The organism is Novosphingobium sp. PY1, assembly GCF_017312445.1.
Taxonomy (GTDB): Bacteria; Pseudomonadota; Alphaproteobacteria; order Sphingomonadales; family Sphingomonadaceae; genus Novosphingobium.
The window spans coordinates 766887-781309 of sequence record NZ_BLTI01000008.1; the positions used below are offsets into that span (position 1 = coordinate 766887).

Here is a 14423-nt window from a genome sequence, read left to right on the forward strand (position 1 = left end):
TCCACCACGCGACTAGCTGGCGCAGGTCGCGCTTGGCCCCGCCCCGCATTGCCCCTATTTCTGACGCCATGTCCCTGCGCCCGTTCCATCTCGCCTTTCCCGTCCACGACCTTGCAGCCGCGCGCACTTTCTGGGGCGAACTGATCGGCTGCCCGGAAGGGCGCAGCAGCGACGGATGGATCGACTTCGATTTCTTCGGACACCAGATCGTGGCCCATCTCCTACCCGGCATGGCTCCGCCCGACACCGGAGCAAACCCGGTAGACGGGCACGACGTGCCGGTGCCGCACTTCGGCGTGGTCCTCACCCTGGAGCAATGGCGCGAGCTGGCAGAGCGGCTGACGGCGGCCGGCATGGACTTCGTCATGCCCCCGCACGTGCGCTTTCCCGGTCAACCCGGAGAGCAGGCGACGATGTTCTTTCGCGACCCTTCGGGAAATGCCATCGAAATGAAGGCCTTCGCGGATTTGGGTCAGCTTTTCGCGCGCGCATGATCCGGCGGCGCTCCCCCCAGGATCTTCCACACATTTGCTAACCCGGCTAAGTTAAATTGCTGATATGCCGCTTGAAGTGATTATAACCCAGTTCCTATTTAACGTGATGCAAAGCATTGCAAAGGGATTGGGGTGAAGGCGGCCTACTATCAGGAGAACGGCGGACCGGAGGTCCTGCGTTACGGATCGGTGCCTGATCCGCAGCTGGCCGAGGACGCCGTGCTGATCCGTGTCGAGTTCATTTCCGTAGAGGGAATGGACATGGTGTGCCGTCACCTGATCCCTTTCGAGGAAGAGCAGCATATCGCCGGCTGCCAGGCGGCTGGCACTGTCGAGGCACTGGGCAGCGCCGTGAGCGGCTTTCGCATCGGCGACCGCGTCGTCGGCTTCCATTTCGGCGGCAGCCATGCCGAACTTTTCGCCGCGCCGCAGGGCAGCGTCTGGCACGTCCCCGAAGGCATGGACCTCGCCCTGGCCGCCGTCGTCCCCCTCACCTTCGGCACTGCGCACGATTGCCTTCATGCCTTCGGACAGGTTCGGCCGGGCATGGACGTGCTGGTCCATGGCGCGACCCTTGGCGTCGGGATCGCCGCGGTCCAGCTTGCCAAGGCCGCAGGCGCCAAGATCACCGGCACTGCCCTTGGCGACGATCGCCTGTCGCGCATCGCCCCCCTCGGACTGGACCATGCCATCGACTATCGCGATCCCGACCGGGTCAAACGCTTCCGCGAGATCACGTTCGGCAAGGGCTTCGACCTCGTGGTCGACTCCGGCACCGGAATGGAGAAGGATTCCGTCGTCCAGTCCATGCGTGTCGGGGGCCGCTACGCTATTGCCGGTGTCGCCAACACCCGGCTGCCGCAGTTCGGCTATCTGGAATCGATCATGCACGGCCTTGTCGTGGGCGGCATCACCATCGCCCATGCCATGCACACGCCGCGCGGCCATGCCGTCGTATCCGAATTGCTCGAAAGCGCCGCGCGGGGCGAGATCGAGATGCCGATCGAGCACGAATTCGCCCTGTGCGAGGCCGAGGAAGCCCACCGCTTCGTCATGGAAGGCCATCCCTTCGGACGCGTGGTCATGCGTCCCTGAGGGGCTGTGGACGGCCTTTATCCAACACCGGCATTATCCCCCGTCACCCCGGAACCGATCCCGGGTCCCGCTTGCGCAGGGATGACGGGGAAATGACTTCCCGAAACTGCGATCAGATCGCCTCGGGATAGATCGGACGGATGTCGACCGGCAGTGAGCCCATCGAGGCGATGGCGGCTTCGGCATGGGCGTCGAGCTTCGCCCACTTGTCCATGAAGGCCTTGGTGCCCGCGTAATCGCCATGGGCCTGCAGCATCAGAATGTCATGCAGCAGGTCGCGAACGCCCGCTTCCATCCGGGTGTTATCGATGACGTAGCGGCCCGCGGCCTCGTCCCAGCGAAACGCGCCCTTGTCCAGCAGGTAGGCGTATTGCAGCGCCGCGCCCTTGCCGTGCGCCTCCACCGCACCGAAACGCACGGCGCGGAAGATACCGGTGAAGTAGGTGGCGAAGAGCTGCGGCTTCTCCGCCGCCGGGATCTCTCCCTTGCGCATCATCAGCAGGATGTTCCAGACCCCCGCAACGTCGGCCTTGGCCTCTTCGAGCGCCGAGCCCTGTTCCTTGAGCATCTTGTCGACCGTCGTCGTCTCGCCGTTCACGACGATCGTGCCCGGCCCGAGGCTGTGCGAGAGTTCATGGAACAGCGTCTCGAACTGCATGTACTTCTTGTCCACGAGCGCGGCCTGATCGGGTTCAAGCACCAGCGAGCCCATCGGCTTGAGGATGCGTTCGAACTTGGCGCCCAGCACGTTGGACAGGATCACCTTCTTCGCGCCCTTCGCCTCGCGCACGCGCTCGTCGTTGGGCAGGTTGAAGGCAATGGTCTGGACGCCGGGCACGTTGTCGCCCCCGCCGTGGACCTGCTCGGCCACCGCAATCGGGCTGGCGAAGCCGCGCTGGAAGTTCTTGTAGCGATCCTCGATGGGAAGATTGGCTTCCATGTCCTTGAGATAGTTCTTGTACTTGGCAAGCGCTGCGGACTCCTGCGGGTCCTTGAGCGTCACGAAGCTCTCGAAGGCGGTCTTCGCGCCCATCAGGCGGTCGGTATAGACTTCGTATGGCCCGATCGCGACTTCGATGGGCGTGCCGGTCAGGTCCATCCAGGCCAGCTCGCTCTCGAAATAGTCGTCGGTGCGGAAGGCCCTGGCGCGCAGGGACAGGAACTTCTTCAGGCTGGCGTTGCCGGTTCGCGCGGCGGCCTGCTCCAGCAGCTGCGCGGCAGGTTCCAGCCACTGCCTGTACTCCACCGAGTACGGCACCGCGACCAGCCTGTCGCCCTCGCGCTTCACCACCGTATAGGGGCTGAGCAGTGCCTCCTTCTGGTCCGGGTGGGCCGCGATATAGGCTTCCAGCGCCTCGCGCGTCAGATCCTCGGGATAGAAGCCTGCACCTTCGGGCATCGGGGTCGAACCCCAGAAGGGATGAAGCTCGGCCAGTTCGTCCCAGGGGCCGAAGTTGCGGTCGAACATCTCGACCAGCAGGTCGCGGTCGGACCGGCGGTTCATCGAGACCGCGCGGCGCACCTGCGGGTTTTCGGCATAGCGCTGGCGCAGGTAGATCTCGCTCATCAGGTCCGATGCCTTGATCAGCAGGTTGACGACGTCGCGCTGCTCCTGGTTGAGGAAGCCGGTCTCGACGTCCATCCGGATCGTCGCCAGCTTCTCCTTCTGCGCCGGCAAGTTGTAGTCGCCATCCGCCTCGGCCGGGATCGGACGGACATCGGCCGGCGGCGCCGAGGCGACTTCGCCGGGGGCCTGCGTGCACGCTCCGCCGGCAAGCAGGAGGGGAAGGAGCGAGAAGCGCATCAGCCTGGACGCGGACGTCTTTTCCGTTGCGGGCGTTCTGTTCGTTGCGGGCTTGTTATTCGTTGCGGGCATGGGGGAATGTCCGTTGATTGTGTGTGACCTGTCTGGAGACTTAGCGCCCTGCCATGGCGACGCAAGGCCCCTGCCCTGTGCTGTGGATGGTGCTAAGGGACAGGCATGATGCCGATGCTTTCCGCGATAACGCCGCCGCCCGTGCCCGCCCTGCCGCCGATGCTGGACCTGCTGGGCATTGCCGTCTTCGCGCTGACCGGCGCACTGGTGGCCGCGCGCCTGCGCCAGACATTCGTGACCGTAGCCTTCTTCGCGCTCGTCACCGGCGTCGGCGGCGGTTCGGTGCGCGACCTGCTGATCGGCGCCCCGGTATTCTGGATTCAGGACCCGCTCGTCGCGCCCGTCTGCTTCGCCGTCGCCCTGATCGCCTGGTTCACGCCGGTGCGCTGGTGGGAAGGCAAGCTGCTCGAATGGGCCGATGCGCTGGGGCTGGCGACTTATGCAGTGTTCGGCACGATCAAGGCGCTGGCCTGGGGCGTGCCCACGGTCGCTGCGATCATGATGGGCGTCATCACCGGCTGCGTCGGCGGCATCGTGCGCGATGTCCTTGCCGGCCAGCCCTCGATCCTGATGCGCCCGGAACTCTACGTCACCGCTGCAGCGCTTTCCGCCGCTCTGGCCGGTCTCGGCATCGCGCTTGGGCTGTCGGCGCAATTGACCTGGGCGATCGCGGTGTTTGCCGGCTTCACCATGCGCGGTGCGGCGATCCACTGGTCCATCGCCCTGCCCGGCCATGCCGGCGCGCCGGAGGACTGAGGCGCCGGCCGCCTCGCCCGTCGCCAGTCTCGAGAAGCGTCGACCCTGGCGTGACTGGACGGGAGATCAGATCAGGGCGTGGCCGTCGACCGCCACCGAGCGCACGCGCCCCTCGCGGTCGATGCTGCAGGCAAACTCGCGGCCATCCTCAAGCCGGCCTTCGACGCTGTAGCGTTCACCCATGCGCGCGACATTGTCGACGGTATCGATGCGACGTTCGCCGCGTTCGATCTCGTCGGCGCAGCTTGCCACCATGTCGTCGAAGCTCTCGTTCGAACGGGCGCCCTCGGGATAGTCACGCGGATTGCCCCGTTCCTCGCGCGGGACGTCACCGTAACCGCGATCCTCGGGCGCATCGTAGTCCGGCCCGCCGGGGTAGCGGGAGGGTTCCTCGACCTGCTTGTCTCTCGCGGACTTGCTGGCAGCGCTGGCGATGGCTGCGATGCCGCCGACGATCAGCAGGCCGGCCAGAACGTCACCGCCATCGAGGCCGCGGTCATGGTGGTGATGGCGATAGCCCCGCCAGTCGCCGTAGCCGCGGGCGAAAACCGGCGTCGCGGTCATGGACAAGGCCGCAGCGGCGGCAAGCGAGACAGCTATGCGTGAACGGAAGGTCTTCATTGCAGGTCAGTCCCACATCCGGCGCGCACGATCCGCGCCGCCCATCATCGACATGAAATAGGCGGCCCATGCTTTCTTCGGCATGAACCGCCCATCCTCTCAGCCTTTCGGCTCGTCGCAAATGTTACAGGCCGCGAATGCCCTTGAAGTCGAGGTCGCGGATCCCGCCGCGATAATCGACCTTGCACTCGAACGAACCGGAATCGTAGCCGCGCAGCGAGCTGTTCCAACCCCGGTAATCGCGGTTCCAGCCCCGGCCATAGTCATGGTCGCCCGAGCGCCAGTGACGGCCCATGGCGTTCACCGCGATACGGCCCTTGACCTTGTAGCCGTAGCTCTTGCGATCGACCTTGCGCACGTCGGTTACCTTGGCCCCGCCGCCATAGCTGTAGCGGCTGGCCGCCCGCTCGGCCGTGCGCACGCATTGCTGCACGGCATCGCGCGCGCTCATGCCCCGGCCATATCCGGCCCGGCCATAGTCGTAGCGCCCGCGGCGATCGCGGTCGTAGCGATAGTCGTAGCGGTCGTTGCCGCTGCTGGCGGCCGCGGCAACCGCAGCGATCCCGCCGATGACGAGGGCACCGGCAATCACGTTCCCGGTGCCGATCCCGCCGCTGTGGTCCCGGGCCAATGCCGGGCTGGCCGTCGCAACCGCCATGGCACCGGCGGCCACGGTGCCGACCACATTCCTGGTGAACTTTTCCATGGCTTCGTTTCCTTTCTCATCCGGACGCCATGTCCGGGCATGAGAAGGTTCTAGCAATCGGGCCATGAGGTGACGCTGAACCCCGGCTACAGCCATTGTTCAGCTAAATAGTCATTTTTCTGAACGCTGGTCACCTTGCGGAATCTTCAGCCCGGTCCAGCGCGCAATGAAGGCGAGTATGTCCGCGCCTTCCTCGATCGCCTTGTCGGTGGGCTTGCCCGAACCGTGCCCGGCCCGCGTCTCGATCCGGATCAGGTGCGGCCTGTCGCCGATATCGGCCGCCTGAAGCGCCGCAGTGTACTTGAACGAGTGCCCGGGCACGACGCGGTCGTCGGTGTCCGCCGTGGTCACCAGAATCGCGGGGTAGTCCACCCCGCTGCGAATGTTGTGATAAGGCGAATAGGATCGCAGGATGCGAAAGTCGGCTTCCCTGTCCGGATAACCGTAATCGTCCACCCAGTACCGCCCGGCCGTGAAACGATCGAAGCGCAGCATGTCCATCACGCCCACTTGCGCCACGGCGGCCGCGTAGAGATCGGGCCGCTGGTTGACCACCGCGCCGACCAGAAGTCCGCCGTTGGACCCGCCCTGGATGGCAAGGCCGTCCTTCTTCGCGATGCCCTCGTCGATCAGGTACTCGCTGGCGGCGATGAAGTCGTCGAACACGTTCTGCTTGTTCGCACGGCGCCCCGCATCGTGCCACTCCCGCCCGTACTCGCCGCCGCCGCGCAGGTTCGCCAGGGCAAAGGCACCGCCCGCCTCCAGCCAGGCAAGGCGCACCGCGGAGAAGCCCGGAGTCAGCGAGACGTCGAAACCGCCGTAGCCGTAAAGCAGTGTCGGCACCGGCCGGTTCATCCGCGCCACCGTCTTGCCGCGCACGACGAACATCGGCACGCGGGTGCCGTCCTTCGACCTGAAGAAGCGCTGCTCGACCGAATAGTCCTGCGGATCGAAGCACAGCTTGGGCTCGGCAAAGGGTTCGGTCTCGCCCGAAGCGATGTTCATGCGGTAGATCGCGGCGGGACAGTTGAAACTCGAAAAGGCGTAGAAGGTCTCGGGATCACCCGGACGGCCGCGAAAGCCCGAGGCTGTGCCGATACCGTTCAGCGTGATCGTGCGCCCCGGCCTGCCATCGAGTCCGATGATCTCGGCATGACTGGCGGCATCGCGCATGTAGTTGAGCACGAGCTGATCGCCGACGATGCCCGCGCGCTCGAGGATGTCCGTGCGCTCGCCGACGAGTTCGGTCCATTCCGGATTGTCCTTGGACAAGTCGATGCCGACCAGGCGGTAGCGCGGCGCATCCTTGTTGGTGACGTACCACAAGTGCTCTCCGGAGCCCTCAACGAGGCGCCAGTCGTCGGTGAACCCGGAGACGATCTTGCGCGCCTTCCAGCCCTGCTCTGCGCGCTTGTCGAGATCGATCACGGAGACCTCGTACCGCGCATCGGTGCCCACGGACGTGGTGATGACCGCCAGCCTGCCGTCCTGCGTCACCCGCGCGAAGTGATTGTACTCGGGATGATCGGGCGTCGCGAAGACCACCTCGTCTTGCGACTGCGGTGTGCCCAGGCGGTGGAAATAGACCGTGTGGTTGTAGTTCAGCCCCTGGAACGCCGTCCCTTCCTCCGGCGCGGGAAAGCGCGAATAGAGGAAGCCTTCCTCGCCGACCCAGGACAGGCCGGTGAACTTGGCCCAGCGCACTGCGTCTTCCAGCGGCTCTCCGCTGCGCACGTCGAGTACGCGCAGGATGCGCCAGTCGCTGCCGCCATCCTGTACGCTGTAGAGCAGGAAGTGCCCCTTCTCGGAGGGTTCCCAGGCGTCCAGCGCGGTCGCGCCGTCGCTAGCCCAGGTATTGGGGTCGAGCAGGAGCTTCGGCTTGCCGTGCAGCCCCTTGCGCACGAACAGCTGCGACTGCGGCTGCAGGCCGGAATTGCGGGTATAGAAATAGCGCTGCCCCGCCTTGTCGGGCAGGCCGTAGCGCTCGTAGTTCATGATCTCGCGGATGCGCTGGGCAAAGCGCGCGCGCTGCGGCAGGCCAGCGAGGTAGTCCTCGGTCACCGCATTCTCGCGCGCAACCCACTCGGCCACCTCGGGCGACTGGCGCACGTCCGCCTCCAGCCAGCGGTAGGGATCGGCGATCTTCTCGCCAAAGTGGGTTTCGACGATGTCGTCGCGGCGCGTTTGCGGATAGGTCTGGTCAGCCATGGTCCCGGCACAGATGGGCGTCGCCAGCGCCAGCGACAAGGTCAGCGCCAGCGGCAGGGTCAACGCCAGCGACAAGGTCAACGCCAGCGAGAAGATCGGCGCCCGCGACGGGGCCCCGGCCACAGGGGGCAACCAACCCAGTGCGACTGCCTTGAGGCGCCGCATCGTTCTCTCCCAATCCCAAACGCAAGAGCGGCCGCGAGTCTAGCACTCGCGACCGCTCACGCAATCTTGTCGATGAATGCGACCGGGCTCAGGCCTCGGCGTATTCCTCGGCTTCGTTCATCACCGGACCCGAATCCTGGCCCTTAGCGTCGACGTCACGGTCGACCAGCTCGATGATCGCGATCGGGGCGGCGTCCGAAGCGCGGATGCCGGCCTTGATGATGCGGGTGTAGCCACCGCTGCGACCGGCATAGCGCTCGGCCAGAACTTCGAAGAGCTTCTTTTCCTGGGCCTCGTCCATCAGGCGCGAGTGGGCCAGACGGCGATTCGAAAGGCCACCGCGCTTTGCGAGCGTGATGAGCTTCTCGATGTAGGGACGCAGTTCCTTCGCCTTGGGCGTGGTGGTCTGGATCTGCTCGTGCTTGATGAGCGCGGCAGCCATGTTGCGCAGAAGGGCGGCGCGGTGGCCCGAGGTGCGCTGCAGCTTACGCTGACCGTACTTGTGACGCATGTTCATTCTCCGTTCGTAGGGGGCCCGTGCGAGGTAGCCCGATCCAGGTGGCCGTCAGGGCCGCCACCTTTCGCCCAAAGCATCGACCCGGCTCGCGCCGGGTCGACTGGTTCCTTATCCAAGGAGCTCCTGTTCGAGCTTCTTGGCCATCTCTTCGATGTTCTCAGGCGGCCAGCCCGGGATGTCCATGCCGAGGCGCAGGCCCATCGAGGAAAGGACTTCCTTGATCTCGTTGAGCGACTTGCGGCCGAAGTTCGGCGTACGGAGCATCTCGGCCTCGGTCTTCTGCACGAGATCGCCGATGTAGATGATGTTGTCGTTCTTGAGGCAGTTCGCCGAACGCACCGACAGTTCAAGCTCGTCGACCTTCTTGAGGAGGTAACGGTTGAGCTGGTTGGTGTCGCTTTCCTCGGGCTGCGCAGCGGCCATGCCGATCATCTGCGGAGCGCCGACCGGGGCGATGTCCTCGAAGTGGACGAACAGGGCCAGCTGGTCCTGAAGGATGCGCGCCGAATAGGCCACGGCATCTTCCGGGGTCACCGTGCCGTCGGTCTCGACGCTCAGGCTCAGCTTGTCGAAGTCCAGCTCCTGGCCGATACGGGCGTTCTCGACCTTGTAGCTGACCTGGCGGACCGGCGAGTAGAGCGAGTCGACCGGGATCAGGCCGATCGGCGCATCGACGGGACGGTTGCCGACGGCGGGGACGTAGCCCTTGCCGGTGTCGGCAGTCAGTTCCATGTTCAGCGTCGCACCTTCGTCGAGGTGGCAGATCACGAGGTCCTTGTTCATGACCTCGATGTCACCCGTGACGACGATGTCGCCAGCCTTGACCTCGGCCGGACCGGTTGCCGAAAGCTGCAGACGCTTCGGGCCTTCGCCCTGCATCTTGAGCGCGATCTGCTTGACGTTCAGGACGATGTCCGTGACGTCTTCATGCACACCGGCAAGCGAAGAGAACTCGTGCAGCACGTTCTCGATCTTGATCGAGGTGATCGCCGCGCCCTGAAGCGAGGAGAGCAGTACGCGACGCAGCGCATTGCCGAGCGTCAGGCCGAAGCCGCGCTCGAGAGGTTCGGCAACGAAAGTCGCCTTCAGCTTGGGGTCTGGTCCCGGCTTGATCTCAAGGCTGTTCGGCTTCTTGAGTTCCTGCCAGTTCTTGATGTTGACAGTCATGGACTTCCCCTGGGATTTCGATGGCGGTTACGTCCTCAGGCCGGGTGGAAAGGCCTGGGACGATCCGAAGGCCGGGCAACGACCGGTTCGTTGCCCGGAATAACTCGATCAGACGCGGCGGCGCTTCGAGGGGCGGACACCGTTGTGCGGGATCGGTGTCACGTCGCGGATCGAGGTAATCGTGAAGCCGACGGCCTGCAGGGCGCGCAGGGCGCTCTCGCGGCCCGAACCCGGACCCTTGACCTCGACCTCGAGGGTGCGCACGCCATGCTCGGCGGCCTTCTTGCCGGCGTCGTCGGCGGCGACCTGGGCAGCATAGGGAGTCGACTTGCGGCTGCCCTTGAAGCCCATCATGCCGGCCGAGGACCACGAAATCGCGTTGCCCTGGGCGTCGGTGATGGTCACCATGGTGTTGTTGAAGCTCGCATTGACGTGCGCAATGCCGCTCGTGATGTTCTTGCGTTCGCGGCGCTTAATGCGCTGGGGTTCGCGTGCCATGTCCGTGTATCCTGTCGATAAATCGCTGCGGAAACCGAGGGCCGAAACGGCCCGTCAGGCTTACTTCTTCTTGCCGGCGATCGGCTTGGCCTTACCCTTGCGGGTACGGGCGTTCGTGTGGGTGCGCTGGCCGCGAACGGGCAGACCCTTACGGTGACGCAGGCCGCGGTAGCAGGCGAGGTCCATGAGGCGCTTGATGTTCATCGCGGTTTCGCGACGAAGGTCACCCTCGACCAGGTGGTCGGCGTCGATGGTTTCACGGATCTGGAGCACTTCGGCGTCCGAGAGGTCCTGAACACGACGGGTGTGATCGATGCCGAGCTTGTCGGCGATCTCAACGGCCTTGGTACGACCGATACCGTGGATATACGTGAGCGCGATGATAACGCGCTTGTTGGTGGGGATGTTCACCCCGGCAATACGAGCCACTTAAATCTCCATGCTCCACAGAAGACGCTTGGACGCCCTCCATCTCAACGCTTGCCACCCGAATTCCGAGGAAACGGCAAAAGCCCAGAAGGCGTACCACACGATGCCTTTGACACGCGCGGCGTGAGCCATCCGGACTACCGTGGTTTTCGAGTGAAGGGCGCGCTTAAAACGATTCGCAGCACCTGTCAACGTCCAGCGGACGATAAACGGTGCCGTGTCCGCCATTGTATGGCGGCCAGCGCTCAACCTGTGTTCACTTACTACCGTATCCACGGCGCGCAGTCAAAATTTGTCAAAACGCGCGCCCTCCATCAGCGACCGATAATTTCGTCGCCGGTGGCAGCAGGCGGCTCTGGCGGACCGGCCTGTTCAGCCTCCGGCGCCTTGGCGGGCTTGTCTTCGGGCAGCGGGAAAGCGGCCGAGAACGCGCCCCCCAGCTTTCCGGCGAGGCTTGCCAGCTGCGCACCGAGCATGCCGTCCACCGCCGGGGCGAGCTTGTCCATCGGCGTGCGCAGGAAACCGCCTACAACATACTCGAGCAAGATCTGCGTGCCGTCCTTGGCAGGCTTGATCTCGATCGTCAGGGTGCCGTTGGCGGCATCGGCCTGCAATGGTCCCAGCGCCCCGACCATGCGCAGCGCACGGTCGCTTTCAATGTAGACCACCCGCATGTGCTCGACGCTGCCGCGCGGCGCGGCATTGGGCGACTTGGGGTTGCGCAGCACTTCGCAGAAGCACCCGCCCGCTTTCGCATCGATCGAAAGATTGGCCGCGTCGCCCGACCATGTATGCGAGGATTCCCACCACTTGGCGGGATCGAGGATCATGTCCCAGGTCTTGGCCGGACTGGTCGAAACCTCGACGAGGTGGCGCACCACGAAACCGCGTTCGGACACTTCCGCCACTTTCGCCCAAGCCGGTACGGCGCTCCCGAAGAGAGCCAGGGCAAGAGCGAATGCAGCGGATTTCATCGGAGCGGTTCTCCTGGAAGGTTTCCGGCCTTTCTCCGCACAGGCGGCGGAGGCGGTCCCGGGTGAGAGGCGGAGCCGCAAGGCCCCTGCCCTTCACCCGTCAGGCACGATCAGGAACCGAGGACGGCCTCGATCGCTGCGGTCACGTCGTCCATGTCCGCCATGCCGTCGATCTTCGCAACGATCCCGCGCGATTCGTAGATCGGCAGGATCGGCGCGGTCTTGGCCCGGTACTCGGCCATGCGCGTGCGCACGGTCTCGGCATTGTCGTCGGGACGGCGCTTGAACTCGGTTCCGCCGCACTTGTCGCAGGTTCCCGGAACCTTGGGCTGCTCGAACTTGTCGTGGTAGCCCTTGCCGCAGGTGGCGCAGGTGAAGCGACCGGTGATGCGTTCGACCAGTGCGTCCTCATCCACCACCAGCTCGATCACATGGTCGAGCTGGCGACCGCGCTGCGCCAGGATCGCATCGAGCGATTCGGCCTGCGCCGCGGTGCGCGGATAGCCATCGAAGATGGCGCCCGCATCGGGGCCCATCGCGTCGAGTTCGTCACCGATCAGCGCCGACACGATTTCGTCTGAAACCAGCTCGCCTCGTTCCATGACGGCCTTGGCCTCGAGCCCGGTCGGCGTTTCCGCCTTCACTGCCGCACGCAACATGTCACCGGTCGAAAGCTGGCGCATGCCGTGCCGCTCGACGAGACGCTGTGCCTGGGTGCCCTTACCCGCTCCCGGCGGACCCAGCAGAATGATATTCACGCCTTACCCCTCAGTTATATGTCCGGCGCTCGCCCCTTAGCGGATGCGGCCTTTCAGTTTCGCCTTCTTGATCAGGTCGCCGTACTGGTGCGCCAGCAGGTGAGACTGGATCTGGGTGATCGTATCGACCGTCACGTTGACGACGATCAGCAGACTCGTGCCACCCATGAAGAGCAGCGGCAAGCCGGTCATCGACAGGAAGTACTCAGGTACCGTGCAGACGATGGTCAGGTAGATCGCACCGATCACCGTTACGCGCGTCAGCACGTAGTCGAGATAGGTCGCGGTATTCTTGCCCGGACGGATGCCCGGGATGAAGCCGCCGTTCTTCTTCAGGTTCTCGGCAGTCTCTTCCGGATTGAAGACGACGGCGGTGTAGAAGAACGAGAAGAACACGATGCCGGCTGCGTAGAGCAGCATGTAGAGCGGCTTGCCGTGGCCCAGGTACTGGTTCAGCGTCACCACGATCTGGCCCATCGTCGATTCCGGCGAAAGCGAATTGCCGGCGAACTGGGTGATCGTGAGCGGCAGCAGTAGCAGCGAGCTGGCGAAGATCGGCGGGATCACGCCCGCGGTGTTGATCTTGAGCGGCAGGTGACTGCGGTCGGCCTGCATCATGCCGCGCTGCGTGGCGCGCTTGGGATACTGGATCAGCAGGCGGCGCTGTGCGCGCTCCATGAAACAGATCATCAGGATCATCGCGATGATGAGGACGATCAGCGCCATGATCAGGAACGAACCGGTGTCGCCCGCACTGTAGGCCTGACCCAGGTTGCTGGCGAAAGTCGGCATCTGCGCGACAATGCCGGCCATGATGATCAGCGATACGCCGTTGCCGATGCCGCGCGAAGTGATCTGCTCACCCAGCCACAGCAGGAACATCGTGCCGCCCACCAGCGAGATGACCGCACCGATGCGGAACATGAAGCCCGGATCGACGACCGCTTGCAGGCCGCTCGACGCGCCATAGGCCTCGAGGCTGACAGCCAGGAAGTAGCCCTGGATCGCGCACAGGCCAACGGTGCCGAAGCGGGTGTACTGGTTCAGCTTCTTGCGGCCGGCCTCGCCTTCCTTCTTCAGCGCGATCAGCGCCGGATGGAGCGAAGCGGCCAGCTGCACCACGATCGAGGCGGTGATGTAAGGCATCACGCCGAGCGCGATCAGGCTCATGCGCGAAAGCGAACCGCCCGAGAAGGTGTTGAACAGGTCGAGAATGCCGCCCTGCGTCTGGCTGTAGAGCGATTCGAGAATCAGCGGGTTCACACCCGGCAGCGGCACGAAGCTCAGGAAGCGGAAGACGATCAGCGCACCGATCGTGAACCAGATGCGGTTCTTGAGTTCGGTTGCCTTGGAGAAATTGGCAAGACTGAGCGAACTTGCGATGTTGTCGGCGCGAGATGCCATGACGTTAGGGATGCCTCGAAGAATCTTATCGGAGTCGCCCTTAGCGGCTGCATGCCGGCTTGTCGAACCCCGGGACAGGAACTCGTCATATAGTTCTCGAGGCGGGAGCGAAAACCCCTGTCTCGAAAAACCGTGGACTGAACAGCATGAGAGGGCGAAGCGCCTGGCGCCCGCCCTCTCCGGATCATCAGATCACTTTACCGCCTTGCCTCAGGCTTCGGCTGCTTCCTTGGCGGGAAGCACCACCGAACCACCGGCCTTTTCGACCGCGGCAACGGCGCCCTTCGAGGCACCGGCGACGTTGAATTCGACCTTGGCAGTCAGCTCGCCCTTGCCGAGCAGGCGGACGCCGTCCTTGCCACCGCGGGCCAGGCCAGCGGTCTTCAGGGCGGCGTGATCGACGGTGCCCGAAATGTCGAGCTTGCCGGCGTCGATCGCCTTCTGGACCATGCCCAGGTTCACTTCGGCAAAGTCCTTGGCGAACTTCTTGTTCGAGAAGCCGCGCTTCGGAAGACGCATGTGGAGCGGCATCTGGCCGCCCTCGAAGCCGTTGATCGAAACGCCCGAACGTGCCTTCGCACCCTTCTGGCCACGGCCACCGGTCTTGCCCTTGCCCGAGCCGATGCCACGGCCGATACGCATACGGCGATGACGGGCACCCGAGTTGTCGCGGATATCATTCAGTTTCATAGTCTGCACTCGCTTTCGCTTTAGGTCGCGCTTGATAGGAAGGCGGCCCCTTAGGGGATCGGGCG

General features: G+C 64.5%; 15 protein-coding genes. 3 read left to right on the forward strand and 12 right to left on the reverse strand.

The window, feature by feature from the left end:
* The first annotated feature begins 68 nt into the window (after nucleotides 1-68).
* Both J3474_RS15010 and J3474_RS15015 read left to right on the forward strand, forming a co-directional pair.
* Nucleotides 69-494, forward strand: coding sequence for a VOC family protein (locus J3474_RS15010; protein ID WP_207094702.1), 426 nt, complete (start codon nucleotides 69-71; stop codon nucleotides 492-494).
* A 132-nt stretch (nucleotides 495-626) separates the two neighbouring features.
* A complete protein-coding gene (locus J3474_RS15015) occupies nucleotides 627-1589 on the forward strand; it encodes a zinc-binding alcohol dehydrogenase family protein (protein WP_207094703.1) in 963 nt (320 codons plus the stop codon).
* 112 nt (nucleotides 1590-1701) lie between these two features.
* Here the strand turns inward: J3474_RS15015 and J3474_RS15020 are convergent, their stop codons facing one another.
* Nucleotides 1702-3393, reverse strand: a complete 1692-nt coding sequence (locus J3474_RS15020) for a hypothetical protein (protein ID WP_207094704.1) — start codon at nucleotides 3391-3393, stop codon at nucleotides 1702-1704.
* Nucleotides 3394-3570: 177 nt separating this feature from the next.
* Here J3474_RS15020 and J3474_RS15025 point away from each other — a divergent pair, with 177 nt between their 5' ends.
* The gene (locus tag J3474_RS15025) at nucleotides 3571-4221 is read left to right on the forward strand and encodes a trimeric intracellular cation channel family protein (protein WP_007011838.1); all 651 of its coding nucleotides are present in this window, start codon (nucleotides 3571-3573) and stop codon (nucleotides 4219-4221) included.
* 66 nt (nucleotides 4222-4287) lie between these two features.
* Here the strand turns inward: J3474_RS15025 and J3474_RS15030 are convergent, their stop codons facing one another.
* From J3474_RS15030 to rplO, 11 genes are all read right to left on the reverse strand, one after another.
* Nucleotides 4288-4842, reverse strand: coding sequence for a hypothetical protein (locus tag J3474_RS15030; RefSeq protein ID WP_238532468.1), 555 nt, complete (start codon nucleotides 4840-4842; stop codon nucleotides 4288-4290).
* A gap of 124 nt (nucleotides 4843-4966) precedes the next feature.
* Nucleotides 4967-5548, reverse strand: a complete 582-nt coding sequence (locus J3474_RS15035; RefSeq protein ID WP_207094705.1) for a hypothetical protein — start codon at nucleotides 5546-5548, stop codon at nucleotides 4967-4969.
* 111 nt (nucleotides 5549-5659) lie between these two features.
* Nucleotides 5660-7756, reverse strand: coding sequence for a prolyl oligopeptidase family protein (locus J3474_RS15040; RefSeq protein ID WP_242528433.1), 2097 nt, complete (start codon nucleotides 7754-7756; stop codon nucleotides 5660-5662).
* 253 nt (nucleotides 7757-8009) lie between these two features.
* Nucleotides 8010-8432, reverse strand: coding sequence for a 50S ribosomal protein L17 (gene rplQ / locus J3474_RS15045; protein ID WP_013832944.1), 423 nt, complete (start codon nucleotides 8430-8432; stop codon nucleotides 8010-8012).
* 114 nt (nucleotides 8433-8546) lie between these two features.
* Complete coding sequence (locus J3474_RS15050) at nucleotides 8547-9605, reverse strand: DNA-directed RNA polymerase subunit alpha (RefSeq protein WP_207094706.1); 1059 nt, start codon at nucleotides 9603-9605, stop codon at nucleotides 8547-8549.
* A 108-nt stretch (nucleotides 9606-9713) separates the two neighbouring features.
* Nucleotides 9714-10103 (reverse strand): 30S ribosomal protein S11, encoded by a 390-nt coding sequence (gene rpsK / locus J3474_RS15055; protein ID WP_007011846.1) that lies wholly within the window; start codon nucleotides 10101-10103, stop codon nucleotides 9714-9716.
* 60 nt (nucleotides 10104-10163) lie between these two features.
* Nucleotides 10164-10532 carry a 30S ribosomal protein S13 gene (gene rpsM / locus J3474_RS15060; protein WP_007011847.1) on the reverse strand — a complete coding sequence of 123 codons (369 nt, stop codon included), beginning with the start codon at nucleotides 10530-10532 and terminating at the stop codon, nucleotides 10164-10166.
* Nucleotides 10533-10846: 314 nt separating this feature from the next.
* A complete protein-coding gene (locus tag J3474_RS15065; protein ID WP_207094707.1) occupies nucleotides 10847-11506 on the reverse strand; it encodes an SRPBCC domain-containing protein in 660 nt (219 codons plus the stop codon).
* 110 nt (nucleotides 11507-11616) lie between these two features.
* Nucleotides 11617-12264 (reverse strand): adenylate kinase, encoded by a 648-nt coding sequence (locus J3474_RS15070; RefSeq protein WP_207094708.1) that lies wholly within the window; start codon nucleotides 12262-12264, stop codon nucleotides 11617-11619.
* 36 nt (nucleotides 12265-12300) lie between these two features.
* Complete coding sequence (secY, locus tag J3474_RS15075) at nucleotides 12301-13668, reverse strand: preprotein translocase subunit SecY (RefSeq protein WP_007011850.1); 1368 nt, start codon at nucleotides 13666-13668, stop codon at nucleotides 12301-12303.
* Nucleotides 13669-13878: 210 nt separating this feature from the next.
* Nucleotides 13879-14358: a 50S ribosomal protein L15 gene (rplO, locus tag J3474_RS15080; RefSeq protein WP_013832940.1), complete on the reverse strand. Its 480-nt coding sequence runs from the start codon at nucleotides 14356-14358 to the stop codon at nucleotides 13879-13881.
* Nucleotides 14359-14423: the final 65 nt, after the last annotated feature.

Coding starts and splice junctions, on each gene's coding strand:
- J3474_RS15030 (WP_238532468.1), bottom strand. CDS start 4,842: ATGAAGACCTTCCGTTCACGCATAGCTGTCTCGCTTGCCGCCGCTGCG.
- J3474_RS15050 (WP_207094706.1), bottom strand. CDS start 9,605: ATGACTGTCAACATCAAGAACTGGCAGGAACTCAAGAAGCCGAACAGC.
- J3474_RS15040 (WP_242528433.1), bottom strand. CDS start 7,756: ATGGCTGACCAGACCTATCCGCAAACGCGCCGCGACGACATCGTCGAA.
- J3474_RS15020 (WP_207094704.1), bottom strand. CDS start 3,393: ATGCGCTTCTCGCTCCTTCCCCTCCTGCTTGCCGGCGGAGCGTGCACG.
- rplO (WP_013832940.1), bottom strand. CDS start 14,358: ATGAAACTGAATGATATCCGCGACAACTCGGGTGCCCGTCATCGCCGT.
- secY (WP_007011850.1), bottom strand. CDS start 13,668: ATGGCATCTCGCGCCGACAACATCGCAAGTTCGCTCAGTCTTGCCAAT.
- rpsK (WP_007011846.1), bottom strand. CDS start 10,103: ATGGCACGCGAACCCCAGCGCATTAAGCGCCGCGAACGCAAGAACATC.
- J3474_RS15065 (WP_207094707.1), bottom strand. CDS start 11,506: ATGAAATCCGCTGCATTCGCTCTTGCCCTGGCTCTCTTCGGGAGCGCC.
- J3474_RS15035 (WP_207094705.1), bottom strand. CDS start 5,548: ATGGAAAAGTTCACCAGGAATGTGGTCGGCACCGTGGCCGCCGGTGCC.
- J3474_RS15010 (WP_207094702.1), top strand. CDS start 69: ATGTCCCTGCGCCCGTTCCATCTCGCCTTTCCCGTCCACGACCTTGCA.
- J3474_RS15025 (WP_007011838.1), top strand. CDS start 3,571: ATGATGCCGATGCTTTCCGCGATAACGCCGCCGCCCGTGCCCGCCCTG.
- rplQ (WP_013832944.1), bottom strand. CDS start 8,432: ATGCGTCACAAGTACGGTCAGCGTAAGCTGCAGCGCACCTCGGGCCAC.